This is a genomic window from Kitasatospora fiedleri (assembly GCF_948472415.1).
In the GTDB taxonomy this organism is placed as follows: Bacteria; Actinomycetota; Actinomycetes; order Streptomycetales; family Streptomycetaceae; genus Kitasatospora; species Kitasatospora fiedleri.
This window is the reverse complement of the sequence record NZ_OX419519.1, coordinates 4038606-4064279: the sequence shown is the minus strand read 5'-3', so window position 1 is coordinate 4064279 and position 25674 is coordinate 4038606. Positions and strand designations below refer to the sequence as shown.

The following is a 25674-nucleotide window of genomic DNA, read 5'->3' as shown; positions in this document are numbered from 1 at the left end:
TAGGGGACGGGGCGGCGGGCCGGTGCCCGAGCGGCGCCCGAGCGGTGTCCGAGCGGCGCCCGACGGTGCGTCAGGGCGCCGTCCCCGTCGGAACGGCCCGCCCGGGCCGCGCTCAGGACAGCATGCTGCTCTGCAGGGCGACCACCTGCCGGAACGCCTGCACCGGGACGCCCTGCGGGTTGGTCAGCTGGACCATCGCCACCACGTCGCCGCTCTGCACCCAGCCGACCCGGCCGGTGGGCATCCCGTGGGCCTGCTCGTCGGAGAGCCGGACGTCCACCTGCCCGAAGGCGATCGGGTACTTTCCGCCGGCGTCCAGGTGCCAGGACGCGATGTCCTTCGTCCCCGTCATCAGGGTCGCGCCGGCGAAGTAGTCGGCCGCCTCGTCGCCCGTCCCGAAGTGGAACAGCCGCAGCTCGGTGCGGGTGCCGTCGGGGGTGGTCCAGCCCTGGGCGGCGGCGCCCCGGCAGGCGTCCGTGGTCAGCCGCAGGGTGTGCGCGTCGTCCTTGGCCAGCATCGCGTCGCGGTCGCACGGAATCCAGCGGCCCGCCACCGCGGGCAGGGCCGGCCCGGACGCGGTCCCGGTCCCGGACGCGGTCCCGGACGGCGTCGCGGACGGTGCGCCGGAGGCCGTCGCGGCGGCGCTCGGGGACGCGGACGCGCTCGCGGACGTCCCCGGGGAGGCGCTCGACGAGGGGGCGGCCGACGAGATGGCGGCCGACGGGTCGGCCGACGGTCCGGTGGCGACCGCGCCCTGCGGGAGCGGCAGCAGCAGCCCCCGCAGGTCCGCCGCGTGCGTCCTGACCTTGTAGTCGGACGGGGCCGAGGCGCCCGCGGGCAGCGGAGGCAGCGTCAGTTCCGGGAACGCGTACCGGCCGTCGTTCGGCGTGGCCAGGCCCGGGACGTCGGTGCGGTCCGGCAGGGTCACCAGCACGGCGGTCGCCGCGCCGGTCACCAGCGTCAGCAGCACCGCCGCGCCGACCTGCCACCCGCGTCGGCGGTCGGAGCCGGTCCGCGCCCGGGCCGGGTCCGGGTCCGAGGCCGGGGGCTGGAACGGGTCCGAGGCCGGGGGCGCCCAGGGGTCCAGCGGTTGCGCGGGCGGCGGCGGGGGCGGGGTGGCGGGGGCCGCGGGGGCGGCCGGCTGCGGAGGGGTGGTGTCACTGCTCATGCGGCGGCTCCCGGTCGGGCCAGTCGGTCCAGTTGCTGGCGGAACAGGTCCACGACCTTGTTCTGGTCGAGGGGTGCCACGCCCGAGACCCGCAGCTGCACCAGCAGGTCGCCCTCGGCCGAGTAGCAGGTCACGTAGTCGAGTTGGTCGCCGGCCCGGAGCGCCGGCAGCGCGCAGCGCGCGTCCGGGTGGCCCGGCACGTCCGGGCCGCGCCGGAACAGGTCGCTGTCGTCGACCAGGGCCCCGAACAGCGCGTTCTGCTCCGACACCGTCTGCTGGTTGAACCGGGTCAGCTTCAGCACCGCCATCAGCCGGTTGTCGAACCGGGCCAGGCTGCGCACCCCGATGCCGGTGAAATGCAGGGTGGAGAGCGCGTCCTTCAACCGGCCCCGGTACTTCTCCGGGACCTCGTCCAGCAGTTCCTCCTGGGCCCGGGCCAGGTCCGCGCCGCCGAACTCGTCGTCGTTGCCGAGGTCCTTGTAGTCCGGGCCCAGCCGGTACCCGTCGGGCACCGGCAGCAGCAGGTCGCGCAGGCTGCCGAAGTGGTTGCCGTTGGACTTGGCGCCCCACGGCGCGGGCGTGCTCGCCGAGGGCGTGGGGGCCACGGCGGCCGCGGCGGCCGCGGCGGCGACCGGCGCGGCCGGCTCGTCGCCGTAGTGCACCCGGATCACCACCTCGCCGATGCCGACGCCGAGCAGCGCCGCCGCGACCACCGCGGCGACCGCCTTCGGGGCCCGTCGGCGGGGTTTCACCGGGGCGTCCGTCCCGGGGGATTCGATGTCGGTCACGCGAGTCGCTCCCACTGGCGCTTGGCGATGTCTTCGAGTTGCGCCCGGTCCACCGGCTTCTCGGCGTAGACCTGGACGGTCATCAGCACGGTGCCCTTGCGGGCGAGCGCCTCGCCGTAGTGGTACGTCTCGGTGCTGCGCGCGTAGGTGGAGGGCTGCTTGGCGATCAGCAGGACGCTCTCGTCGTTGCCCGGGAACTTCGACACGTCCATGTCCGCGGTGGAGCTCGGGATCATCCCGGTGATCGCCTGCACCACGGAATCGGGCACGTACTGGACCAGCATCACCTGGTAGACGTCCTCGCCCGTCTTCCAGCGCACCGCGGCGGCGCGGCGGAAGCCGTTGCCGAGCATCCGGACGAACATCTGCTCGCTGTCGCCGAAGGTCTCCGCCCGGTCGGCCGGGGACAGCCAGCCGTCGCCGTCGCCGTCCTCGCCGGTCAGGTCGGTGCTGCCCGACGGTGGCTCGACCAGCAGCTTGCGCAGGTCGCCGTCGATGTCGAGCGGCGGCGGACCGGCGGCGGCCAGCGCCGCGGCGTCCACCCGCTCGGCGGGGTAGGTCAGTTTCGGCGCGGTGAGGGCCGGCAGCGGCGTCGGCGGCCGGGACGCCTGGATCGCGTAGCCCACCCCGGCGCCGACCACCGGGCCGACCAGCACCGCGGCCAGGACCAGCGCGCCCGCGCCGAACCGCCGCCTGCCGCGGACGGGTTCGGCGTCCGGGCGGCCCGACTCGATCAGGTCGGACCCGGGGGCGGCGGGGGCGGCGGGGTCGACGGGTGAGGTGGGTGAGGTGGGTGAGGTGGGTGAGGTGGGCGGGACGGTCGGCGCGAGTGGCGCGGTCGGCTCGGCAGCGGCCGTCCCGGGCTCCGCCGCGTCCGCGGATTCGGTGCTCAACTGGTGCTCCTGGAAAGAGGGTTCGGGACGTCCGTCAGCCGTTGGCAAGGCGGTCGCGCGCACGTTTCATGGCGTCGGCGAGCAGCGCCTTGTCGGGGTCGCCCTGCACCTGGACGGTGACCTCGTAGACCACGTCGCCGACCACGCCGATGCCGACCAGCTCGCCGGTGTACGCCTGCTGCTCGGGCTTGAAGACGTAGCCCCTGGCGTTCGACACCCCGTCGACGCCGAACGAGGGCTGGTCGTAACTGGTGTTGTCGGCGAAGCCCTGCGCCCGGTCGGCCCGGCCGAAGCGCCGCAGGTCGGTGCGGACCTCGGACTTCCCGTCCCGGGTGCGGTAGGTGCGGGTGGCCGCCTCCTTGAAGCCCCAGGAGTCGAGGACCGCCTTGATGTCCACGTCCTTGCTGTACTGGGCCTGGAGGTCCGCCATGCTCATCATCGCGCCGTCCGGGGAGCCGTACGGGTCCGCGTCGTCGGGCACGGGCAGCAGGAAGTACCGCAGGTCACCGCTGTGCTTGCCGCCCGAGACGCTGCCCCGCAGGGTGCTGGCCGGACGCGGGGCCACCGTCGGCGACGGGGTCGGCGCGGCCGACGGCGTCGGGGTCGGGCTCGGCGTGGCCGACGGGCTCGGGGCCGCCGACGGGGACGCCGCGACGGCCGCGACGTGCCCGGAGCGGTCGGGCCGGCCCACCGCGACGGTGACGGCCGCGCTGGCCGCGGTCACCGCGAGCAGCCCGGCCACCGACAGCACCACCCCGGCCGCCCGGGGCAGCCGGCGCGGGGGCCCGGCGGGGGCCGCCTGGGCCTCCTGGGCCTCAGCGGCGGGCGCGGGCGCGGGCTCCGCGGCGGGCTCGGGCTCCGGCCCGGGCGGGGCCGTCGGGGCCGGCACCGGATTCGGGGTCAGGTCCCGGTCAGGGGACGGTTCGGGAACGGACAAGGGTCTCCCCCCAGGGTTCACATGGCGGCCCGCGCAGCGGCGCGGGCCGTCCCCCCGGTCGGCCCGAACGCGTTCGTCATTGCGCGGTGCACGAATTATGTGAGACCTGTGTGGCCCTCAACAACACGGTTCCGCCGACCAATCGCCGTAATCCACGGCCAATCGGACAGCCCGTGACTGAACCGCAACCCGGAACCGGGGCGGTTCAGCGCCCCGCCGGCCCCTCCCCGGCGGACGGCTCGGACGCCGTCCCGGGCTCGGACGCCGCCCCGGGCTCGGCGGGCGCCCCGGGCTGGGACGGAACGGGCGCGGATGGCGCGGGCTGGGCGGGCGCGGGCTGGGACGGCGCCGACTGCGGGTAGCCGTACGCCTCGGCGAAGTGGACGCCGGCCGCCTCGGCGAGCGCGATGTCCAGGCGCTCGTTGCGGATTCGGCGGTCGATGTAGAGCACGCCGTTGACCAGCGGGACCAGCGGGCCGGTCGCCAGCGTGCCGAACAGCACCAGCAGCGAGTAGCCCACCAGCACGGCGGTCATCGTGCCGTGGCTGAACTGGAGCCGGGCGGGTTCGCCCTCGAAGTCGACGGAGCTGAGCGGTACCAGCACCGACAGGACGATCGTCAGCGGGTAGCTGATCACCCCGGCCGCGACCCGGCCGATGGCGATGACCAGCGCGGTGAGGCCGAAGCTGCGCCACCAGTTGCCCCGGTTGAGCTGCCAGGCCCGGCCGATCGCCCCCTTCGGGGTGCCGTCCTCCAGCACCAGCACCGGGACCTGCGGGGCCAGCCGCACCACCGCGTAGACGCCGGCGACCCCGACGGCCGCGCTCAGCAGGAGCAGCAGCAGGAGCAGCGGCGCGCTGCCGGTGGCGGTGCCGAGCCCCACCGCCAGGCCCACCAGCAGGACGTTCAGCACCAGCAGCGGGCCGTACAGCAGCGCCATCGAGGCGACGGCCGCCCCGAGCCGGGGGCGGGCCTCCTTCCAGGCCTGACCGGCCGTCATCCGCCGGCCGAGGGTCGCGGCCCGCAGCACCACCGTGGCCAGCGGCCCGGCGATCACGTACTGCGCGATCCCCAGCAGCAGGATCAGCCCGAAGACCACCAGCAGCGGCCAGCACAGGGCCCACAGTTGGTCGCCGGTGGGTTCTTCGCCCAGCGAGGTGTCCGGGAGGGCGTTGTAGGCGTCGCCGAGCCGGCCCGCCAGCAGCACCGACACCACCACCATCGGCACCGCCAGGACGCCGGTGACCGCCGCGAGCGGCAGGTAGAGCGCGCCGGTGTAGCGCCGCACGGTGTCGAAGACGGCGCTGAACATCTCCCCGAACGCGAGCGGGCGCAGCGGCAGCACCCCGGGCTTCGGCGCGACCGGCACGGCACCCCAGGGGCTCTGCCCCCAGCCCCCGTTGGGGCGGCCCCCCGGCTGTCCGTACCCCGGCCAGTACCCCGGCCCGCCGCCCGGCCCCTGGGCACCCGGCCCGTGGGCCCCCGGCCCGTACGGCTGCCCGCCGCCGTGCTGCTGACCCGGACTGCCGCCGTCCCCGCTCATCCGTACCCCTCCATGGCTCCGGTCCCGTCCTTCGGGCTCCGCCACCGAGCCTAGGGCCCGGTTCGGACCACCACCGAGGCACCCCACTGATCCGGTCCGGGCCCGGACCCGGTGTCGCGCCCGCCCCGCTCGTCCCGGTCCTCGTCGGCGCCGGGGGCGGAGCAGCCCGGTCGGGGCCGATGGAACCGGCCGGACCGGCGGGGGCCGGGGTCGGTCGGCCCGGCCGGACCGGTCGGCCGGTGGGGGTCCGGGCCGCGGAGGTCCGGGCCGTGGAGGTCCGGGCGGTGGAGGTCCAGGCCGTGGAGGTCCAGGCCGTGGAGGTCCAGCCGGTCCTTCGGGCGGTCGAGCCAGCGTTTCCACACGGCGGTGTCGGCGAGGCCCAGGAAGCGGAGGCCGCCGATCTCCTCCGCCCGGTCGAACAGTTCCTCCACGCCGCCGAGGAGGCCGGTGAACCAGCTGTCGGTGATCTCCAGCCGCCCTCCCAGCAGGCGGACCGAGACGGCACCGTCGAACGGGGCCGGTTCCGGTTCGCCGAGCAGCAGGGCCCGCCGCAGCGCCTCGCCCCGCGCCACCACGTCCAGGTCGCCGATCCGGTCGCGCAGTCCCCGGACGTACAGGGGGGCGCTCCCGGCGATCAGCAGGTCCTCGGGCGGGAGGCCCAACTCCCGCAGCAGGCGGAACGGTTCGGTGTGCAGCCGTTCCGGTAGCAGGGGCGCCGCCTCCCCGCCGCGGCCGGCCTCGCGGGGCGGTGCCGGCTGTTTCCGGCACCCCCGTCCGCGGCCGGCCCTGGAGGGCGGGCGCCCCTGTCCGGTCACCGCTAGACCTTGAAGGAGGCGAACGCGGCGATCAGCGGCGGAAGTGCGGCGATCAGTCCGGCCAGCGCGGTGATCACGACCGCCACCTTGAGCGGGGCGCTCCTGCTCATCCTGGCGACGGCGAAGCCCGCCAGGCCGAGGGCGGCCAGCGCGACCGCCGCGCCGGCCGCCGCGATCCAGATGTTGGTGTCCAAACTGCCTCCCGGAAGGGGTGTCTGCCGAGCCCTGGGTGCCGGCGGCCCCGGGACGCCCTGGTAGGGGGCGCCGCGTCCTGCGGGCGGCCGGTGGAGTCCACGCTACGAGCCGGAGGTTCCGGGCTCCAGGGCTTCGGGCGGCTCGGAACGGAGTGCGGAAAGGGCGTCAGACTCTCTACTTTGAGCAGGTCTTGGCCCGGCCCGGGCATCTACCCTGATCAGGCTGTCGCCGGGTCCTCCTGCCGAGCCCGCCGCAGTGCGACCGTGGGTGGAGCCGCGGGGGTGGTAGCCCGCAGCTCCCACCTGCGCACGTCCAGGTGCCGGTCGTCGATCCGGCGTAGCGCGGCTACGTCCCCGCCGGGAGCCCGGTGGCCGTCCCGTCGGCCGGGCGGGAGAGCACCGCCAGCTCGCTGAGCGCGTCCAGGTCCATGACGGTCAGCCGCCGGTAGCTGGTGTCGATGAGCCCGTTCTTCCTGAGGTGCTGGAGCGACCGCGTCACCCCCGCCGTGGACGAGGAGATCAGCGCGGCCAGGTCCTCCTGGCTCAGCGGGACGGTGATGGTGATCCCGGTGCCCGCGGGCTCCCCGTAGGTCTCCGCGAGTTCCACCAGCGCCCGCGCCATGCGCACCTGGAGCGGGTAGCCCCCGGTGTCCACCCGGGCCCTGGTGGCCGCCCGCAGCTTGCCCGCCACGGCCGCCACCAGGGCGAGGGCGATCTGCGGCTGCTCGCGGAAGAGGCGCACGAACTCGCCGTGCTGGATGGCGCGCGCCCGCACCGCCCGGGCCGCGGTCACCGTGGCGGAGCGGGGCGCGCCGTCGATCGCGGCGAGCTCCCCGACCACGTCGCCCGCGGCCCGGATGGCGAGCAGGCTGGTGTGCCCCTCCCGGGTCGTGGACGTGACCTTGACGAGCCCCTTCTCGATCAGGAGGAGGTGGGAGGCCCTGTCCCCCTCCCGGAGGATGACCTCGCCGGGGGCGTAGGACGCCACCCGCCCCGCCCGCAGCAGGAGCCGCCGCGACGGCGCGGACAGCAGGCCCAGGTACGAGCCGGTCGGCCAGACGGCGTCGGCCGCCCGCCGCCGTTCGCGTCCCGCGGGCCGGACGGTCCCGTCGACGCGGTCACCGGTGGCGTCGGCGACGCTGTCGCCGGGGGTGTCACCGACGCCGTCGCCGGGGGTGTCGTCGGTGGGCGGTGCACCGGTGTTCACGCAGCACCTCCGCGGTCCGGGGCCGGTCCGGTCCATGCTCCCAAAGAGCGGGCCCGCTGGGAACGTGCCGCCCCGGACCGCCGACGGCCGGCACCACCGTACGCGCGGGCCCGGTGCGCGCGGTCAACGTTGCGCAAAATCCCCCTCCCGCCCGCCCACCCGTGGTTACGGTCGCCCGGATGTGCGGACGTCTTCGGGGGAGGGCTTGGCGTGGCGATCGAACTGCCCGGCGAGGTGGTGGACTTCCTCTCGATCATCGGCATCAACTGGCCGACGGTGAACGAGGACAAGGTCCGCGAGTTCGCGGGCCACGTACGGGAGTTCGCGGAGAACGTGGACGCCTCGCACCAGCAGTCCACGGCGACCGTCCAGCAACTGGGCCAAGCCTACGAGGGCGCCTCCTACGAGGCGCTGCTCACCAAGTGGGCGGCCGTCTCCGACCAGCACCTGAACGAACTCGTCCGGGCCTGCCACGTGGTGGCGCAGGCACTGGACGCGGCGGCGGACGTGATCGTGGCGATGAAGGTGGAGACCATCGCCGAACTGGTCGCGCTGGCCGCCGCGTTCGTCGCCGACCAGGCCGCCGCGATCGCCACCCTCGGCGCGGCCGAAGCCGCGGTCCTCCTGATCGAGGAGGCCGCCAAACGCCTGATCAACTACCTGGAACAACAGTTGGAGCAGTACGTCATCGGCCAGGTGGTGGAAGCCGCCATCAACCCGCTGGTGGACACCGTCGCCAACGCCGTCCAGGGCATGGTCTTCCAGGCCGCCGAAGGCGCGCTCGGCGTCTCCGCCGCCGGCGCGGGCGGCACCGGCTTCCGCATCGACCCCGACGCCCTGGACGAACACGCCCGCACGATGCACGACCACGCCGAGACCGTCGCCGGCCACGCCCAGGTCTTCCAGTCGAAGATCGCGGGAGTGAGCTTCGAGTGAGCTTCGCGTGGGCGACCGGATCGTCGGAGCCCCCGAACACGGCGCCCGGAGACCCGGCAGGACACCCGCCGAGCACCGGGACGCCGGCCAGGCGCTGGAGTCCTTCTCCCGCGAGGCCGGCGGCTCAGGGGCCCCGGCCCAGGACGGAAGGGCGTGAAATGACCTGGGCGGTACTCGGATTCGACCGGAGCAGCGACTCGCTGGTGGTGGAGTGGGAGTTGCCCGCGAGCTTCACCGAGGACGACGCGGCCCGGCTGGTCGGACCGCACCCCGACCTGGTCGGGTCGTCCTTCCCGCTCCCGGAGAGCCGGCTCGCGACGGTCTCCGCGCTCCTGGGCGTCCGGACGGACACCGAGCGGATCGCCTACTTCCTCGAAGCGCAGGACGACTCCCGGGGAGTCCACTGACCCTCGGGACGGCGTACGCACGGCCGTGCGCCGTCGGCCCGCGCGCCTCCATGGTCAAGGTTTCGGAAAGTCCCTCCTTCCCGGTGTGCGGCCGTGGCTACGGTCGCACGGATGTGCGGGCGTCTTCGGGGGAGGTCTTGGCGTGGCGATCGAGCTGCCGGGCGAGGTGGTGTCGTTCCTGTCGGTGATCGGGATCGACCGGCCGACGGTACACGCGGGCGAGGTGGGTGAGTTCGCTCCGCACGCGAGGGGGTCCGCGCAGGGCGCGGGGTCCTCGTACCGGGCGGCGGTGGGCTCCGGATGAGCAACCAGATCGTCAAGGCGCTGGAGCACGGCGCCCAGAAGCTCGGCAAGACGCTGGCCGAGGACGCCGGGAAGGCCTTGAAGGGCTTCTACCGGAAGGCCGGCGACAACCTGAAGAAGGTCGCCAAGAACGTCCGGGACGTGGAGGAGAAGCACGTCAAGGACCTGGAGAAGATCCTCAAGGGCGAGGGCAAGGACGGCCTGCCGCACCCGCGCTCCGGCGGTGGACGGCGCGGAAAGGACGGCACCTCGCACCCCGGGGGCCGGGGGCGCGAGCAGGTCAGGAGCCCGCGTACCGAGGGCCGCCCGCTGGACACCCGGTGCGGTGGCGGCGAGCCCGTCGACATGGCCACCGGGCGGATGTACATCGACCAGGTCGACGCGAGTCTGCCCGGCTCGCTGCCGCTGCGGTTCACCCGCGGCTTCGACTCCGGCCTGCGGACCGGCCGCTGGATGGGCCCGAGGTGGATCTGCACCTTCGACGAGCGGCTGGAGATCGACGAGCACGGCGTCGTCCACGTCCGCCCCGACCGGATCACCCAGGCGTACCCGCACCCCGGGCCCGGCGACCCGGTGCACGCCTCGGCCGGCTCCCGCCACGAACTCGGCCTCGTCCACGGCCGCTTCACCGTCACCGACCCCGCCACCGGCCTGGTCAAGACCTTCACCCCCACCCCCGACGGCGACGAGGCCCTGCTGACCGAGGTCCGCGACCGCCACGGCCGCCACTACGCCCTCGCCTACGACCCCGACGGCGTCCCGCTCTCGATCACCCACTCCGGTGGCTACCGGCTCCTGGTCACCGTCGACAACGACCGCATCACCGCCCTGCGCCTCGCGGGCGCCGGGGACAACGGCGGCGACGCCCTGCTGACCCGCTACAGCTACACCGACGGCCACCTCGCCGCGGCCTACAACTCCAGCGGCAAGCCGATGCGCTTCACCAACGACGCCACCGGCCGCCTCACCTCCTGGACCGACCGCAACGGCTCCCAGTACGTCTACCGGTACGACAGCCTGGACCGCGTGGTCGACGAAGGCGGCACCACCGGCGCCCTGCGCTTCACCTTCACCTACGGCGACCCCGACCCCGCCACCGGCCTGCGCACCCACACCGAGACCAACGCCCTCGGCCACACCACCACCTACACCGTCAACGACCACGCCCAGATCACCGCCGTCACCGACCCCCTCGGCCACACCACCCGGTACGAACGCGACGACCACGACCGCCTCCTCGCCGAGACCGACCCGCTCGGCCGCACCACCCGCTACGAGTACGACGGCGCCGGCGACCTCACCGCCGTCACCCGCCCCGACGGCGGGCGTTCCACCGCGCAGTACGCCGACCTCCTCGGCCTTCCGGTCACGATCACCGAACCCGGCGGCGCCACCTGGTACCAGGCGTACGACGAGAACGGCCTGCGCACCGCCCTGACCAGCCCGCTCGGCGCCACCACCACGTACGCCTACGACGGGCTCGGTCACCTCGCCGGCACGACCGACGCCCTGGGCCACACCACCCGAGTGCGCTGCGACCCCGCCGGTCTCCCCGTCGAGGTCACGGACCCCACCGGCGCGGTGATCCGCTACGACCGGGACGCCTTCGGCCGGGTCGTGGCGATCACCGACCCGCTCGGCGGCACCGTCCGGTCGCGCTGGACGGTCGAGGGCGACCTGGCCGAGCGGACCCGCCCGGACGGCAGCACCGAGCGCTGGACGTACGACGGCGAGGGCAACGCGCTGACCCACACCGACCAACTCGGCCTGACCACCGCGTTCGAGTACACCCACTTCGAGACGCTCGCCGCCCGCACCACTCCCGACGGTGCCCGCGTCGCCTTCACTCACGACGCCGACATGCGGCTGATCGCGGTCACCGACGGGCTCGGCCGGACCTGGCACTACGACTACGACGCCGCGGGGCGGTTGACCGGCGAACGCGACTACCAGGGCCGCACCCTGACATACCGGCTGGACGCCGTGGGGCAGGTCACCGCGGTGACCGATTCGCTCGGCACGGTCACCGCGTACTCCTACGACCTGACCGGCCACCTGGTCCGGAAGAACGCCGGTGGCCGGGAGACGGCCTACGCGTACAACGGATCGGGCCACCTGGTGCGGGCGGAGAACACCGACGCGACGGTCGTCCGCACGGTCGACGCCCTCGGCAACCTCATGGAGGAGACGGTCAACGGGCGCACCCTGCGCATCACCCGCGACGTCCTCGGCCGCCGTACGGGCCGCACCACCCCCACCGGCCGCTCCGGAACCTGGACGTACGACGGCGCAGGCCGCGCGACGGCGCTGGACACCCCGGACGGAAGCATCACGTTCGGCTACGACCCGGCCGGCCGTGAGACCCACCGGACCTTCGACCGGCGGCTCGTGCTGACCAGCGAGTGGGACTCCAGGCACCGGATGACCGGGCAGTCGGCCCGTACGGCCGACCGCACCCTGCAGCAACGCGGTTACGGCTACCGCGCCGACAGCTCGCTCGTGACGGTCGAGGATCTGTGGGGCGGGCCCCGTGCCTTCGACCTCGACCCGGTCGGGAGGGTCACGGCCGTCCGGGGAACGGAGTGGGAGGAGAGCTACGCCTACGACCCGGCCGGCAACGTCACCCGCGCGTCGTGGCCCGCGACCGACACCACCCGGTCGGCCGTCGGTGAGCGGACCTACTCCGGCACCCTGATCTCCACCGCGGGCCGGACGGCCTTCGAGTACGACGCCGCAGGTCGCACCACGGTGCGCCGGGTCACCCGGCTCTCCCGCAAGCCCGACGCCTGGCACTACACCTGGGACGCCGAGGACCGGCTGACCGAGGTCACCACCCCGGACGGCAGCCGCTGGCAGTACCGCTACGACCCGTTCGGCCGCCGCATCGCCAAGGAGCGGACCGCCACCTCCGGCAGCGCCGGGGAGCGCACGGACTTCACCTGGGACGGCCCGGTGCTCGCCGAGCAGACCACCTCCGCGCCCTACCTCCCGGGTCCGCACACCCTGAGCTGGGAGCACCACGGTATCCGTCCGCTCACGCAGACCGAGACCATCAGCACGGCGGAGCGGGTGGACCGGCGGTTCTTCGCGATCGTCACCGACCTGATCGGCACGCCCACCGAACTGATCGACCCGGCCGCCGAGTCGATCGCCTGGCGCGCCACTCCCACCCTCTGGGGGCAGACCACCTGGCCGTCCGACAGCACCACCTACACGCCGCTGCGCTTCCCCGGCCAGTACTTCGACCCCGAGACCCGCCTCCACTACAACGTCCACCGCTACTACAACCCCGAGACCGCCCGGTACCTGACGCCGGATCCGCTGGGACTGATCCCCGGCCCGAACCCGGACGCCTACGTCGCCAACCCGCACACCTGGTGCGACCCGCTCGGCCTGTCCCCCCACCAGGGCCACCAGGGACCGCCGCGGGGTGAGCACAGCAACCCCTTCGACTCTCGCGAGGAGGCCGAGCGCGCGGCCTTCGACCTGGCGGGCGTTCCGTACGGGGAAGAACCGATCGCGGAATGGAAGGTGGTCGGGGACAAGCGGTACCGCAACATGCCGGGACATGTCTACTCCGAAGATCCCACGCACTGGGGGAATTTCCGTCAATTCGAGACGGAAAACGGCTCCCGCGTGGTCGTGGAGCACACCCACGACCCCGCCGGCCTGCACTTCCACGCCGGAAAACCCAAGTACGACGACACCCGGGAATTGGTCAATTTCGGCTGGGACAACTCACCCGAGGGCTACACCAGGATGGAGCGCTACGGTAAGATGAACAAACCTGGCGGAGACCACCACTTCTTCTACCGGAGGAAATAATGCCGGCCTCTTCCGAGGATGCGAGAAGGCTACTGCTGGAAGCCGCCGGTCTCACCGTCCTCGGCGCGCCGGACGAGGCCGGTCTGCCGTCCCCGGGCGAGGTCTGGCAGTCGGTCGCCGGCTTCCTCGTGGAACCCGACGCCACCGTTCCGCTCAGCACCTCCGACTGGGCCGCGCAGGTCGACGAGCACTGGCTCCGGCTCTCGCGGGAGTCCGAACTGCTCGCCCCCGACGGGACGTTCCTCATCCACGTCGGAGGCCACGGCATGGGCCGCCTCGGCTGGGCCCTGGTCCGCTGGAACGACGACGCGCACTTGGCCGCGCACCTCACCGACGGCCCGCAGCAGCCGGAGTTCGTCGCCATGGCACGCGACGGCCACACCTCCTGCGGCGTGACGACCGAGGAGTACGACGTCTGGCTGGTCCGCTCCACCCCCGTCCCCGGGAAGGCGCCGGGCAACTGATCGACCGTACGGAGCGCCGTCCCGGCGCCAGTGGCGTCGACGGCGTACTCGCGACCGTGCAGCCCCACCTGTTTGATCAACGTCGCAGCGGCTCTGGCGGTGTGCTCGTCGATGGCTTCGCGCTGGAGCTGTACGGCCTCCTCGATGTACGAGGAGACCTCCTGCCTCCCGGCGCGTGCGCGAATCGCCTCCAGCGTCTCGGCCCACAAGGAGACACGGGTGACCCGGTCTACCCGCCCTCCTCCGTCTTCGCCGCCCCCCACCGCTACGACGGCCCGGCCGCCATCGAGGTCCGGAACGCTGCCGACGCTGACGGCGGCGGCTACGGCTGCACCCCGCTCGACCGGCTCGCCGGGCGGGGCCTCGCCCCCGGGGACCGGCTGCCCCGGGCCCGCATCCGATCGCGACCGGCGCCCCGCCGGGAGGGGCGGGGCGCCGGTCGCGGTCGAAGCACCGGAGGGGTCAGGCGGAGTGCTCTTCGGTGCTGTGGGAGTCGGTGAGGGTGAGTGCGCCGAATGCGGTGACGAGGCCGACGACGGCGGCGAGGACGGCGTAGGTGATGCGTTCGCCGTGGAAGAAGGAGTGGACGAGGGTGTTGCTCCAGGTGCCGGCGGGGAGCCGGGTGGTGACCAGGGCGGCGATCAGGGTGCCGACGACGGCGGTGCCGACGCTGCTGCCGACCTCCTGGGCGGTGTCGTTGAGGGCGGTGCCCATCGAGGTGCGGTTCTCGGGCATCTTCTCGACCAGGGCGATGGCGCAGATCGTCATCACGGTGCGCAGGCCGATCGTCATCACGACCATGCAGACCGCGATGGCGGCATAGCCGTGCGAGACGCCCCAGGCGAGGCCGGCCAGGGAGCCGGCCAGGCAGGCGGCGCCGACCAGGCAGGCGATGCGGTGGCCGAAGCGCTTGGCGAGCCATTCGGACAGCGGGGTGGCGGCGAGCATGGTGACGATGATCGGCAGGTTGGCGAGGCCGGCCCGCACCGGGCTCCAGCCGTAGGCGTACTGGAAGTGCAGGATCAGGCCGAACATCACGGCGGCCATCGCGATGGCGGTGCCGATCTGGGCGATGGCGGCGCCGCGGACGGTGCCGTTGGTGAACAGCTTCAGGTCGAGCATGGGGGCGGTGGTGCGGCGCTCGTGCCAGACGAAGGCGAGGCCGGCAGCGAGGGCGCCGAGGATCGAGCCGATGGTGGGGGCGGAGGTCCAGCCGTGGTCGACGCCGCTGGTGAGCGCGTAGCAGGCGAGGCCGATAGTGGCGACGCTGAGGAGCGCACCGGGCAGGTCGAGGCGGTCGCGGGTGAGGTCTTCGGGCCGGTCGGCGGGGACGCCCAGGCGCACGCCGATGGCGGCGATCAGTGCGATCGGGGCGTTGACGAGCAGCAGCCACTGCCACTTGACGTGGGCCAGCGCGGTGCCGCCGAGGAGCGGGCCGAGCACGAAGCCGGACATGCCGACGACGATCATGACGGTCATCGCGCGCATCCGCAGGGCCGCGTCGTCGAAGAGCCGGAACACCAGCGAGTTGGTGATCGGCGCCATCGCCGCGGCGGCGACGCCGAGGCCGGCGCGCAGGGCGATCAGCTGCCCCGTGCCGGTCACGGCGGCGACGCCGAGGCTGAGCAGGCCGAACGCGGCGAGGCCGACCAGCAGCACCCGCCGCCGCCCGAGCCGGTCGGCCATCGATCCGGCGGTCAGCAGCAGGCCGCCGAAGGTCAGCGAGTACGCGCCGGTCACCCACTGGAGGGCGGTGGTGCCGCCGCCCAGGTCCCGGCCGATGGTCGGCAGCGCGATCGAGAGCAGGGTGTTGTCCACCATCTCGACGAAGAAGGCCAGGCAGAGCGCGGCCAGCGGAATCCATGCCGCGCGCAGCGACGGGTAGGTGCGCGGCGCCGCTGCTGGGGCGACGGCGGTGGTTTCGGTGCCGGTCATGGCGGCCTCCTCTCGGGACGGGTGTCAGGGCGGGTGTCGGGGTGAGTGTCAGGGCGGGTGTCGCGGTGCATCGATGCCGTCCGCACTGCCGCCGTGGCGCTGCCGCCCGTCTCCTCAGAGCGTGCGGGAGCGCGCCGACAGGCCGCTGTCATCCCACTGACAGCCCGCCGACAGTCCGCCGACAGCGGGGGCGGGCGGCCACCAGGGCTTCCAGGGCGCGTCCGACAAATGATCATCCGGCTGGTGCGCGGAGCCAGATGATCAGTGAGGCCGGGGCGACTCCGGCGCGGTAGCGGTCGGCGAGCTTGTCGAACCGGGTCGCGATCGCGCGGAACTGCTTCCGCCGGGCGAAGCCCCGTTGGACCACGTTGCGGTCACGGTGGATCTCCTTACCGAAGGCGGGTGGACCTCGGTGGTCAGCCCACCTCGGGACCGGCCGAGGGCGTGGCGCGTCTGCGAGCGGCCCGGACCTTCCGGTTCGTCCCCGTCTGTGGCCCCTTTCTGCGAGCGCCGGCCGCGTGCAGGCGGTAAGCGTGTGCAAGCCCCACTGAATTGGTGAAGTGAGATCAATGCTCCTGTTGAACAGGCCCAGCGCCAGCAGCGTTCGGAGTTTCAACTGTTCGGGGGAACAGTCGTCGAGCCCCAACGACCGCTCGTCTCGTGCGCCGGCTTCGGCTGCTTCCCGGGTCTCGCCCGTGTAGCGAATCCGGACGCGCGCCGCCTTCGTGCGAAGACGTCAGATCGGCTCGACCGCGATGCGGCGGTGGCACAGGCGGCGTAGATCATCGACATCGCTGGTCACCACGGTCACGTCGCCGTGTTCCGCGTGCGCGGTGGCTGTGAGCATCGCGTCGATGGCGTACTTGTGGCCGTGCAGCCCCTCAGCTGTCAGCAGCTTGCTCGCCGCCCGCGCGATCTCCTCCGTGACGGGCCGCACCTTGGCGAGGGAGAGCGCATGGTCGAACGCCGCCTGCGGCACCTTGGGATCGCGCGCCTCCACCAGAGTGGCTGCGCTCGTCACCACCAGAAGATCCAGGGTGCGGGCGACGTCCAACCACACAGTCATGTCGCGGTGCCGCCGGGACAGCTTGGAGAGAGCCTCACTGTCGAGAACGAGCGTGCCGCTCACGCGACATCCGCCGGGGCGGAGTCTGCGCGATGAGCGGCATGGTGCGCACGGATGCGCTCGGCCCTGGCCGTCACCTCCGCCGGGTCCACCGGTCCGTGATCGGCTTCGGCGGCCTCGATGTACTCGTCGATGGCTTCGCGCTGGAGTTGCCGTTGCACGGCCTCCTCGATGTAGGAGGAGATGCCCTGCTTGCCGGCGCGGGCACGGATGGCTTCCAAGGTCTCGGCGCGCAGGGAGACGCTGGTGACTCGTGTCTTGCCGGAGCGTGGTGCAGTCATGGGAAAACTGTAGTACATGGTGTGTGAGGATGTCGGCGGTCAGCCTTGCCCGTAGGGCCGCCGGCATGCGACTGAGCACGGCGATCCTCCCCGTCCACCGGTGGAGCGAGGGGCGGCAGGTGTGGCGGCGGGCCGAGGAACTCGGCTTCTACGCGGCGTACACGTACGACCATCTGAGCCGGCGGAGCTTCCGGGAGGAGCCGTGGTTCGGGTCGGTGCCGACGTTGACGGCTGCCGCCACGGCGACGGAGCGGATTCGGCTGGGGACGCTGGTGACCTCGGTCAAGCCTCGTTCACCCATCACGGGCTGAGCTGGGAAAGTCCGAAGTCGCGCCCGTTCGGCGTGGAGTCTGTTCGAGCGGCCAGCTGCTCACACGCCTCCGGCCGTTGGCCAGTGCTTCGGAGGAGCCGTGGCGGGGTTCACGATTCGCAGTCGACTCTGATGCGACGGGTCGATCGAAGTGAGGGACAGCAGAAGTTGGCCCGTTGCGTGTTCGAGCTCGGTCAGCGCATGGGGTAGGCCTGCGCAGACAGTGGCGACAGCAGCACCCAGGCCGACGAGGCCCCCGTGCTTGTGATTGTGGCGGTACTCGATCCTGTGCAGCCCCGACTCGGCGATCGCCACGACCTCCAGCGGACGAGCCATCTGCTTGGTGTCGTTGGTGATCACAACCTGGAAGCCTGCTGAGGCCGCGCGTGCGTAGAGCTCGATGTCCTTGGTACCTGCCCAGCCGTCGATCTCTGCCACGTGCTGAATGTCGTGTTGCTTCAGCAGCAACTGGGCCATGCGCGCCAAAGGCAAGGGGACGTTCTCATCGAGCAGGATTTTCAAGAGGCAGCCTGCCGAAATCCTTCATCCGAGTAGCTGTCTACATAAGCGGTGAAGTCGGCAGCGTCGCGGGCAGCTGCCGCGGTGACACCGGGGTAGAAGTCCTCGACGGACTCCGGAGGGACACCGTCCTTCAGCAGAGCAGCGACTTCCGAAGCAGGGACACGCGTTCCCTCGATCACGGGTTCGCCGCCACGGACCAGCGGATCCACCGACAGGTGCTCTCTGGGCTGCAGAAGGCTCGGGATCTGGCGGCCATTGCGGTAGAACGGGGCGAGTACGTCGACCATCTCGTGGATGACCAGGTTGCCGCGCTTCTGCACCAAGTCCACAGCGTGATCCGGAGCGGCCAGGTAGATGGTGTCGGCACTGGCCACCAGCCGGTAACGCGACAGGTGTTCATGCTCGTTGAGACCGTCGCGCAGGGTGTCCAGCGCACGCCGGATCTTCTGGAGCGAGGTGTCCTGACGCAAATGGACGCATGCGCGGAGGGCCACGACGTCCCGAAAGGAGTAGAGGATCGGCCGAGAGGCTGAAAGCTCCGGTACCAGCACGGCTCCGCGCCCCGCTGTGGCCCTACGCCAATGCGACAACTGGCGCAGAGTGGCGCCGGACAGCGCAGCAGCGAGCTTCGGCTCATACGACAACTGCGGCACCTCCCTGGCCTCGTTCGGCAGTCGACCGAACCGTACTTCATGGTCCCGTAGCACCGGCCCGACTGCCACGATTTCACCCGACCCAGCGACTCACTGCAGATCGGATCGCCGATGCAGTGAACGCGTAGGGTCGGCGGTATGCGACTGAGCACGGTGATCCTCCCCGTCCGCCGGTGGAGCGAGGGGCGGTAGGTGTGGCGGCGGGCCGAGGAGCTCGGGTTCCACGCGGCCTACACGTACGACCACCTGAACCGGCGGAGCTTCCGGAAGGAGCCCCGGTTCGGGTCGGTGCCGACGCTGACGGCGGCGGCCACGGCGACCGAGCGGATCGGGCTGGGGACGCTGGTGACCTCGGTCAAGCCTCGTTCACCCATCACGCACTGACCTGTGGGAACGCAGCCATGAACGCCCTGACCTGCTGCCGGCTCAGATCGCGATGATCCGAACCCGGTCACCGCAGAGCTTGGCCATGTCGTCGACATCCGAGGTCACCATGGCCACCGGACCTGGCTGACGGAGTGCCATTTCGGCGACGGTGGCGTCGATGGCGTACTTGTGACCGTGCAGACCCGCCTGCTTGAGAAGCGCCGCGGAGGCTCTGGCCGCGCGCTCTGTCACGGGCTCGATCCTGACCTGCGAGAGCACCCAGTCCAGGCGGGCGGTGTTCGTCCTGGCGTGCGAGATCTCCACGATGGTGTTGGCGCCGATGACCAGGCCGGCCCCCATCGAGTGGAAAGCCTTGATCATCGCGAGCACGCCCCGGTCCTGCGAGATCCAGGCGGACATTCCCTCGGAGTCCAGCACGACGGTCTCGATCCGCACACTCACGCGGCAGCCGCTCCGCTGCCCGGCTCGGATGAACCGAAGATCCTTGCGTGCGCGGCAGCGAGCTCCTCTTCCGTGAACGCGCCGTGTTGTTCCTCGTACTGACGGAGTTCTTCCGCGACCAGTTGATGCCTGATCTGCCGGGCCACCGCTTCCGCGACGTAGCCGGAGACGTTGTCCGTGAGCTTCTTCAGCTCGGCTACCTGCTCCGTGGGCAGGGTGACCGTGATGCGTGTGGTAGCCGCCATGAAGCAAGCATACTGCCGGTATGCATACTTCGGCCGGTCTTCGGCGGCATAGTGTCAGGCCATGCGACTGAGCACGGTGATCCTCCCCATCCACCGGTGGAGCGAGGGGCAGCAGGTGTGGCGGCGGGCCGAGGAGCTCGGGTTCCACGCGGCCTACACGTACGACCACCTGAGCTGGCGGAGCTTCCGGGAGGAGCCGTGGTTCGGGTCGGTGCCGACGTTGACGGCTGCCGCCACGGCGACGGAGCGGATTCGGCTGGGGACGCTGGTGACCTCGATCAACTCTTTTTCACCTATCGCAGCCTGACCTGCGGAAACGACCCGGAACCCACGCGCTGTGACCCCTGGGCCCGTCAGGGCGCACCTGGATGGAAAGCGGATCTCGCCTGACGGGCGACCTAAGCCGCCCAGTAGCCAGGGCGGACTTGGCGGCAGCCGTCGACCCAGCGGCGTGGGTCGGTCCTTGTCGACAGCGCCGCCTGTCTCTCGAGCGGAGAAGGCTGCCCCAGCGAGGTCGACCTGGCTGAACCGGAACGGATCCTTCCTGGTGGTCAAAGTCGCTTATCTTCTCAGAAGTTGGAAGATCCGACGGTCGCTCACCACAAGTGCGCTACGGTGAGAGCGGCAAGGAGTCCGGGACAGCGCCTGGACCACCGCTGGTTTCTTCAAGGCACGGAGCGTCGGAAAGCACCCTCGCCACCGCCTTCTTCCCCCGTAACTCACGTGACCAGCGGGCTGCCATCAGCACGGTGGTCGAAAGGTGCCACTGTGACCATTTACTCCCAGCATGCGAACCGCGGGAAATCGCAGATCCTTGCGACCTATCAGGCCCCGGACGGGGTTGCATCGTCCACTGTGACGAGCCTGAGCAGCCCTGCTCTCGCGGCACCGATCGTCGATGCGCTCAACCGGATCTCCGCCCTGGCCACTGTCCCGTTGAGTGTTTACGATCGCCGTGATCGCGGCTTCAACGACTACCCGCGAACGCACCTCGGCGCGCTTACCAACCGGGACACGCGCGCCGCTCTCCTGAGTGGCACGCACAGCCTGTGGTACGAGTACACCTGCCTGCAGCTCCACCAGGCGCTGTCCGATCTGGATGACGCTGTGACAGCCGTGCCCCCGCCTGTGTTGATCGCGGTCGACGCGGAACTGGCCACGGAGGCACGTGAACTGCGCGATGCAATGGCCGAGTACGCAGAGGGGATCCCCGCGCCGGAGACGGCGACCCGGCGATGCTGGGAGTTCGGTCGCCCGTTCGTGGCGCATGACGGCGGGATGCGAATGCTGAGCCGGGAGGTCCGGAAGCAACTGGATCTGCTCGAAAAGGGGCTCTCCCCGAAGGAGCGTAAGCAGGCCATCGAGGACCTACGTGTGATGGTCACCGCTTATTCCCGATGCTCCAGCGAGCAGGCCACACTGGATTACGCCCCTCTCAGCATCTTCACGGAGCCGTACGATTCGGACGGCTACTACATGTCGGTCCATGCGCCGGAGCCCGGCAGCAAGAAGGACGACTCCTGGGAGATCGAGATCGGCTGCTGGGAACCTGATGACCCTGCCGACGAGGAGGGCAGCGCGACTACCATCGCGGCGATTCGCTGCGAGCTACCCACGTCGCCGGATGCAGCCCAGCTGACCGACCTGTTGGACAAGGTCGAGCAACGCGCGGACCTTCTCGCCAAGTGGGCCGAGTCGAGCGTCGGCGCGACGCTCGATGAAACGGAGTTCGTGGTCACCCAGGGCCGCGATAGCTGAGCATCGTTGCCTGTCCGCCAACGGCCATCAACCGATTGGCCGTTGGCGGACAGGTTCCGCCCAGCGGCGCGAACCACACGAGACGAATCCTTGATCACCCCAGCTGGGCGAGGCCCTCGGTGGCGATCTTCTCGAAGACGGCGAGGTCGTTGGCGAAAATCGAGTCCGGGACCGGCCAGTGAATGACCAGTTCGGTGATACCCAGCTCCTGGTAGCGGCCGGCCCAGTCGACGAAGGAGGCTACGGACTGCAGCGGCTTCTCGGCTGTCGAGCCCTGGAGCAGGACCTTCTCCAGCTCGCGGACGTCGCGGCCCGCCGCCTCGCAGGCGACGGTCAGCTTCGCCAGCTGTGCGGCGATCACCTCGGGAGCCTGCTCGACCGGTACGTCCGCCGGGCCGCGCGGGTCGCCGTACGTGACCCAGCCCTGCCCGTACTCAGCGGCCAGGCGGAGCCCACGCGGGCCAGTTGCCGCGACATAGAACGGCACCCGCGGCGTCTGCACGCACCCGGGGATATTCCGCGCCTCCACCGCCGAGTAGTATGCGCCCTCGCGCGTGGTGGCGTCGTGCGTCAGCAGTTCGTCCAGCAGCGGCAGGAACTCGCCGAACCGGTCCGCCCGCTCCTTCGGCGACCACGCCTCCTGCCCCAGCGCCGTCGCGTCGAACCCGGCCCCGCCGGCCCCGATCCCCAGCGTCAGCCGCCCGCCCGACACGTCGTCCAGCGTGATTAGCTCCTTCGCCAACGTCACCGGGTGGCGAAAGTTTGGTGACGTTACGAGGGTGCCCAACTGGAGCCGCTCGGTGACCGTCGCTGCCGCTGTCAGCGTCGGGATCGATCCGAACCACGGCTCGTCCCGGAAGCTCCGCCAAGACAGGTGGTCGTAGGTATACGCGGCGTGGAAGCCGAGGTCCTCAGCTCGACGCCAGATCTTCTGTCCCTTGTTCCACCGGTGGATGGGGAGGATCACTGTGCTCAGACGCATGCCATCGACCATACGGGACTGGTCAGAGACCATCCCATGGGCGGCGAGCATTACAGCCCAGGGACGGGCTGCACCCCTACATCGTGGCACGGGGGAAGCCAACACGTCTGAACGGCAACGACTGAGGCCACAGTGGCCAGGGAGCCTGCACGGTGTGGGTCTTGCCGTGTGCTCCCGTGCTCTGGTTCCTTGGAAATCGTGGCACCTATCCGCTCGTCCTGCTTCGCGGGAACGGACGCCGTGCTTGCCTATCGAACCGCCAGATCGCCCTCGGCGAGCGGATCAGGGATTCCAGCGTCTGGCGGGCCTGCTGCGTTTCATGGTGCTTGGCACCTAGGGTGCGGCGCCGGGCCATCAAGACTTTACCTATTTCGATCCGAGCGATAGCCTGCCTGTCCAATGCAGCCCAACAGATTGCCCAGTTGAAGTGGGTCCGAAGTGTGGACGGATGTTCCACCCCGAGATGCCTGCGCTCCTCTTCGAGGATTTCCCGCCACTCCTGCGATGCCCCGATATGATTACCGCGCTGAGCCTTGATGTGGACCAACTCGTGGCGAGTTGCCAGAACATCCATGTGACGCGTTTCAAGTTTCCCGGAGCAGCGTTCGATCTCGATCTCAGCCAGAATTGTCTCGGCCGCCTCCAGCTCTCCCAGCTGTACCATGATCTGGGCCACCTGATGCTTGGTTTGGAGAGTCGCGTAGTGCCTTTCGCCAAGGAAGTCTTTCTCGGTCAGATAGATTGCCATAAATTCCATCAAGGCTTTCATGAGATTCCCCTGAATGGCATTAATGGATGCAATATCGTAGCGCGTGACCAGAATGGATGGATGCCAAGGAGCCAGGAATCCACGTTGGCTTTGATGGACTTTCGTCAACACTTTGAGTGCATCATCTAGCCGACCCCGATGCCAGAGAATTACTCCAAGCTCATGGCGGATTACCGCTTTGGTGTACGGTGGAAATCCGGGGATCCTCTCGCATAGGCGTACTGCAAGGCGAGAATTCTCCTCCGCTTCTTCCAGTTTCCCAGTTTCCCTGAGGATAGTAGCGAGATGATGATACGCCTGGGCGGAGAGCTGGTGAAGCTGGCGTCCATCTAGCGCCAAGGTGGATTCGCGTGCCAATTTCTCGGCCTCTTTGAAAAAGCCTCGTTCTACCTGAATGGCAACGAGAAGCCCGTTGGCGACGAGCACCTGGTAGCTCTCAGGGCCGGCAGCCTGCCCAGCCAGGTAACAAGCCTCCTTGATCAGCTCGTCGGCCTCCTCCAGGCGCGATGTCTGCCACGACCAGTCTGCGCAGATATACCCGGAGAGAAAACGGAGTTTGTCGGGCAGCCGAAGCTCACTGATCCTTGAATGCGAGACGCTCGCAAGCTTATAGCCGACCTCATACTGGCCGGATACTCGCAGGTACTGGCTGAACCAATCCTGGATATCCACGATGACTTTGAATAGATCAGCAGACTCATCGGGCAGGCGGGAGGCCACGGCCAGCAAATGAGGGATGATCAGCTGCCAAAAGCCCAGCTGTCTTGGATCCTCCGTCCACATGCCCCGGACGATTCCCAGGCACCGAACAGCTGCGGCCCACACCCGACCGCTATCTTCTGAGTGATCGAGCTGTGCTGCATTCACCTCGGCTACAAGCGGATGAACCACGATGCAGTGATGTCCAGTAGGCGGACCATCTTGGTGATAGAAGCCGCCGCCAGGGGATGTCAACCACTCGGGGCTCTCGCAGACCACATCGACCAGTCCAAGGGCATTAAGAGCATTGAGAGTTCTCTCGAGAACTAATTCGTCCCAGTATCCGAATCGCGAACCGTTCGTGCGAGCGAGGATCTTCGCGGAAAGCAGCTTGATGGGAAAAGGCTGACTCGCCCAACAGGAGAGCAGTCGCATGACGGTCCTGGCCTGGGGGATTCCCTGTTTCTCCAGTGCATCCAGGGAGATCTCCCAGGTCTGCATAATGAGACTGCGCAGCTCACCTTCCGGCCATAGCTCCGGGGACGTGGAAGCCGCTCGGTCGATAACAGCCTTAAAGTCCTTGTCCAAGGCTGCCCGGTAATCCTCGAATCCTCGGATGGTGGACGAAGGAAGAGATAGGTAACAGCCGGCCAGGCGCAAGGCCAGCGGAATTCCGCCCAAGCGAGCCGCCAGAAGCTCTGCTTGTTGGCGCTGTTGGATCACCGCCTCTCTTTCGTCAGTCAGATCAAGAAGCATATCTATTCCGGCAGTCGGGCTCAGTGGATCCAGCTTCATCAGATTGACATCGCAGGGCCAGAAGCCGCGACTTCCTTGGCGAGATGTGACGAGGACAGATCCAGAAGGTGATGAACTCAGCCACGCTGGGCCCAACTCGTTCTCAATTCGGCCCGGGTCATCTGCGCTGTCGAAGACCAAAAGCCATGGCACCTCGCTTCCTTCGAGTTCCTCCCACATCACATCGGCGACATTGACGTGTCCGAGGGCTGCCTCCCGCACTAGGGATTCTTCAGCGCCGAGCCGGATCATAATCTGCAGCATTGCTTCGCGCACACTGAATGGGCTCGCGGCTGAAATCCAAAAGACGCGTACGCCTTTTCCCCGAAGTTTTCGCGCCAGGGAGAGAGCTACCGCCGTCTTACCGATTCCACCCATGCCGTGTAGCACGGTCAAACGTCCGAGAGCATCCTGAACGCATTCTCCTCCCAGGTTTTGCAAATCAGCGTCCCGTCCGTGGAGGCAGTGCGGGAGAAGCTTGAAAGGAGGTGTGAGAGAAACGGGGGAACTGTCGGCAGGGCGATCAGCGTTTGGGTAGACGTTCAGGCCTCCTTCAATAACCACTTGGGGACCTGCGGTCTGGTAGAGCTTAGATGCCCCAGACGCCGAAGCTTGCTGTCTGATGCGAAGGACATCACTGTCCCGGTGACGCAAAATTCTCTCCGCTCAATCGGCCACTGCCGGCACCTGCGTAAATGGTGCCGTATTTCAGTCCCCGTAGTTGTATTGGTTCCCTGCCACCTGGTTGACTTGACTTCTTCCGAACGCCACGGCTTTCATCTCAACCTTGTTGGTGTAGTTGCGTTCGCTCGGAGCGGCGGCGTACCTGAGTTCTTCCTCGACGAGACGATGAAGCTGTGCAGCCAACTCTTCGGCGAGTTGGTGATCCTCCAGATCAAGGAACTGCGCCAGACGCAGTTGCCAACCAATACGGAGGTCTTGAAGGGCCCGCTCGTCATTGCTTTGACGAGCGGCCAGCACCTGCCGACGCGTCTGCTCCAGTTCTGCGGCGACCGTCTCGGCCCGGTCCGGGTACGCGCGCCGCCACAGAGCCGTGACGCCGTCCACGGCCTTCCGCCACATATCTGTGGCCATCGCCCCTACCAGTGCTGTTCCCGCAGCCTCCGTGATCGTTGCCACGTCCATCGCTCCGGTACCTCTCGCGTCCGAGCAGGCTGAAGCGCCTCGCTGCATCTGTGGGTAGAACGCTTCAACTACCCGATCGGTTACGTAACGCACAGGGCTTGCGGAAGGCGCGTCGGACGCACTCCGCTCCACCAGTCGGCCCCAC

The 25674-nt window shown here is 69.9% G+C and carries 24 protein-coding genes and 4 pseudogenes; 9 read left to right on the top strand and 19 right to left on the bottom strand.

Annotation, left to right across the window (positions count from 1 at the left end):
• Positions 1-112: 112 nt before the first annotated feature.
• The 8 genes from QMQ26_RS18800 to QMQ26_RS18765 all read right to left on the bottom strand — a co-directional run bounded on the left by QMQ26_RS18800 (position 113) and on the right by QMQ26_RS18765 (position 7545).
• Positions 113-1168, bottom strand: coding sequence for a hypothetical protein (locus tag QMQ26_RS18800; protein ID WP_282202062.1), 1056 nt, complete (start codon positions 1166-1168; stop codon positions 113-115).
• Positions 1165-1956 carry a hypothetical protein gene (locus QMQ26_RS18795; protein ID WP_282202061.1) on the bottom strand — a complete coding sequence of 264 codons (792 nt, stop codon included), beginning with the start codon at positions 1954-1956 and terminating at the stop codon, positions 1165-1167. Before QMQ26_RS18795 ends, QMQ26_RS18800 begins: the two co-directional genes overlap by 4 nt.
• A complete protein-coding gene (locus tag QMQ26_RS18790) occupies positions 1953-2849 on the bottom strand; it encodes a hypothetical protein (protein WP_282202060.1) in 897 nt (298 codons plus the stop codon). Before QMQ26_RS18790 ends, QMQ26_RS18795 begins: the two co-directional genes overlap by 4 nt.
• Before the next feature lie 34 nt (positions 2850-2883).
• Positions 2884-3738: a hypothetical protein gene (locus tag QMQ26_RS18785; protein WP_282202059.1), complete on the bottom strand. Its 855-nt coding sequence runs from the start codon at positions 3736-3738 to the stop codon at positions 2884-2886.
• A 253-nt stretch (positions 3739-3991) separates the two neighbouring features.
• Positions 3992-5155 (bottom strand): hypothetical protein, encoded by a 1164-nt coding sequence (locus QMQ26_RS18780; protein WP_282202058.1) that lies wholly within the window; start codon positions 5153-5155, stop codon positions 3992-3994.
• Positions 5156-5379: 224 nt separating this feature from the next.
• On the bottom strand, positions 5380-5991 hold the full coding sequence (locus tag QMQ26_RS18775) for a hypothetical protein (protein WP_282202057.1): 612 nt from the start codon (positions 5989-5991) through the stop codon (positions 5380-5382).
• Between the two features lie 155 nt (positions 5992-6146).
• Positions 6147-6338, bottom strand: a complete 192-nt coding sequence (locus QMQ26_RS18770) for a hypothetical protein (protein WP_100837137.1) — start codon at positions 6336-6338, stop codon at positions 6147-6149.
• A 346-nt stretch (positions 6339-6684) separates the two neighbouring features.
• Positions 6685-7545, bottom strand: coding sequence for a Crp/Fnr family transcriptional regulator (locus QMQ26_RS18765; RefSeq protein WP_282202056.1), 861 nt, complete (start codon positions 7543-7545; stop codon positions 6685-6687).
• 210 nt (positions 7546-7755) lie between these two features.
• Here QMQ26_RS18765 and QMQ26_RS18760 point away from each other — a divergent pair, with 210 nt between their 5' ends.
• From QMQ26_RS18760 to QMQ26_RS18740, 5 genes are all read left to right on the top strand, one after another.
• Complete coding sequence (locus tag QMQ26_RS18760) at positions 7756-8481, top strand: WXG100-like domain-containing protein (RefSeq protein ID WP_282202055.1); 726 nt, start codon at positions 7756-7758, stop codon at positions 8479-8481.
• Between the two features lie 158 nt (positions 8482-8639).
• Positions 8640-8888 carry a DUF7683 domain-containing protein gene (locus QMQ26_RS18755; RefSeq protein WP_282202054.1) on the top strand — a complete coding sequence of 83 codons (249 nt, stop codon included), beginning with the start codon at positions 8640-8642 and terminating at the stop codon, positions 8886-8888.
• Positions 8889-9030: 142 nt separating this feature from the next.
• A complete protein-coding gene (locus tag QMQ26_RS18750; RefSeq protein ID WP_282202053.1) occupies positions 9031-9192 on the top strand; it encodes a hypothetical protein in 162 nt (53 codons plus the stop codon).
• The gene (locus QMQ26_RS18745) at positions 9189-13016 is read left to right on the top strand and encodes an RHS repeat-associated core domain-containing protein (protein ID WP_282202052.1); all 3828 of its coding nucleotides are present in this window, start codon (positions 9189-9191) and stop codon (positions 13014-13016) included. The genes QMQ26_RS18750 and QMQ26_RS18745 overlap by 4 nt, the downstream gene beginning before the upstream one ends.
• The gene (locus QMQ26_RS18740; protein ID WP_159073122.1) at positions 13016-13480 is read left to right on the top strand and encodes a hypothetical protein; all 465 of its coding nucleotides are present in this window, start codon (positions 13016-13018) and stop codon (positions 13478-13480) included. The genes QMQ26_RS18745 and QMQ26_RS18740 overlap by 1 nt, the downstream gene beginning before the upstream one ends.
• 462 nt (positions 13481-13942) lie before the next feature.
• On the opposite strand, the gene QMQ26_RS18735 is transcribed toward QMQ26_RS18740, so the two are convergent.
• The 4 genes and pseudogenes from QMQ26_RS18735 to QMQ26_RS18720 all read right to left on the bottom strand — a co-directional run bounded on the left by QMQ26_RS18735 (position 13943) and on the right by QMQ26_RS18720 (position 16822).
• Positions 13943-15415 carry an MFS transporter gene (locus QMQ26_RS18735; protein ID WP_282202051.1) on the bottom strand — a complete coding sequence of 491 codons (1473 nt, stop codon included), beginning with the start codon at positions 15413-15415 and terminating at the stop codon, positions 13943-13945.
• 238 nt (positions 15416-15653) lie between these two features.
• A pseudogene (locus QMQ26_RS18730) lies at positions 15654-15821 on the bottom strand (IS5/IS1182 family transposase); the annotation flags it as partial.
• Between the two features lie 330 nt (positions 15822-16151).
• Entirely contained in the window at positions 16152-16544 is a 393-nt protein-coding gene (locus QMQ26_RS18725; protein WP_282202050.1) for a type II toxin-antitoxin system VapC family toxin, read from the bottom strand.
• A complete protein-coding gene (locus QMQ26_RS18720; protein ID WP_282202049.1) occupies positions 16541-16822 on the bottom strand; it encodes a hypothetical protein in 282 nt (93 codons plus the stop codon). The genes QMQ26_RS18725 and QMQ26_RS18720 overlap by 4 nt, the downstream gene beginning before the upstream one ends.
• Before the next feature lie 65 nt (positions 16823-16887).
• On the opposite strand from QMQ26_RS18720, the pseudogene QMQ26_RS18715 reads away from it, so the two are divergent.
• Positions 16888-17127, top strand: a pseudogene (locus tag QMQ26_RS18715) (LLM class flavin-dependent oxidoreductase); the annotation flags it as partial.
• A 65-nt stretch (positions 17128-17192) separates the two neighbouring features.
• Here QMQ26_RS18715 and QMQ26_RS18710 read toward each other — a convergent pair.
• Positions 17193-17654: a DUF5615 family PIN-like protein gene (locus QMQ26_RS18710; RefSeq protein ID WP_282202048.1), complete on the bottom strand. Its 462-nt coding sequence runs from the start codon at positions 17652-17654 to the stop codon at positions 17193-17195.
• A complete protein-coding gene (locus QMQ26_RS18705; protein ID WP_282202047.1) occupies positions 17651-18307 on the bottom strand; it encodes a DUF433 domain-containing protein in 657 nt (218 codons plus the stop codon). Before QMQ26_RS18705 ends, QMQ26_RS18710 begins: the two co-directional genes overlap by 4 nt.
• Positions 18308-18499: 192 nt before the next feature.
• Here QMQ26_RS18705 and QMQ26_RS18700 point away from each other — a divergent pair.
• A pseudogene (locus tag QMQ26_RS18700) lies at positions 18500-18685 on the top strand (LLM class flavin-dependent oxidoreductase); the annotation flags it as partial.
• A gap of 48 nt (positions 18686-18733) precedes the next feature.
• Here the strand turns inward: QMQ26_RS18700 and QMQ26_RS18695 are convergent.
• Both QMQ26_RS18695 and QMQ26_RS18690 read right to left on the bottom strand, forming a co-directional pair.
• Entirely contained in the window at positions 18734-19135 is a 402-nt protein-coding gene (locus tag QMQ26_RS18695; protein ID WP_282202046.1) for a DNA-binding protein, read from the bottom strand.
• Complete coding sequence (locus QMQ26_RS18690) at positions 19132-19380, bottom strand: type II toxin-antitoxin system CcdA family antitoxin (protein WP_100837150.1); 249 nt, start codon at positions 19378-19380, stop codon at positions 19132-19134. The genes QMQ26_RS18695 and QMQ26_RS18690 overlap by 4 nt, the downstream gene beginning before the upstream one ends.
• A 61-nt stretch (positions 19381-19441) precedes the next feature.
• Here QMQ26_RS18690 and QMQ26_RS18685 point away from each other — a divergent pair.
• A pseudogene (locus QMQ26_RS18685) lies at positions 19442-19678 on the top strand (LLM class flavin-dependent oxidoreductase); the annotation flags it as partial.
• A 470-nt stretch (positions 19679-20148) separates the two neighbouring features.
• Positions 20149-21138, top strand: a complete 990-nt coding sequence (locus QMQ26_RS18680) for a hypothetical protein (protein WP_282202045.1) — start codon at positions 20149-20151, stop codon at positions 21136-21138.
• A 94-nt stretch (positions 21139-21232) separates the two neighbouring features.
• On the opposite strand, the gene QMQ26_RS18675 is transcribed toward QMQ26_RS18680, so the two are convergent.
• From QMQ26_RS18675 to QMQ26_RS18665, 3 genes are all read right to left on the bottom strand, one after another.
• On the bottom strand, positions 21233-22120 hold the full coding sequence (locus tag QMQ26_RS18675) for an LLM class flavin-dependent oxidoreductase (RefSeq protein WP_282202044.1): 888 nt from the start codon (positions 22118-22120) through the stop codon (positions 21233-21235).
• 205 nt (positions 22121-22325) lie between these two features.
• Positions 22326-24761, bottom strand: coding sequence for a tetratricopeptide repeat protein (locus QMQ26_RS18670; protein ID WP_404814188.1), 2436 nt, complete (start codon positions 24759-24761; stop codon positions 22326-22328).
• 330 nt (positions 24762-25091) lie between these two features.
• On the bottom strand, positions 25092-25523 hold the full coding sequence (locus QMQ26_RS18665) for a hypothetical protein (RefSeq protein WP_404813917.1): 432 nt from the start codon (positions 25521-25523) through the stop codon (positions 25092-25094).
• Between the last annotated feature and the right edge of the window lie 151 nt (positions 25524-25674).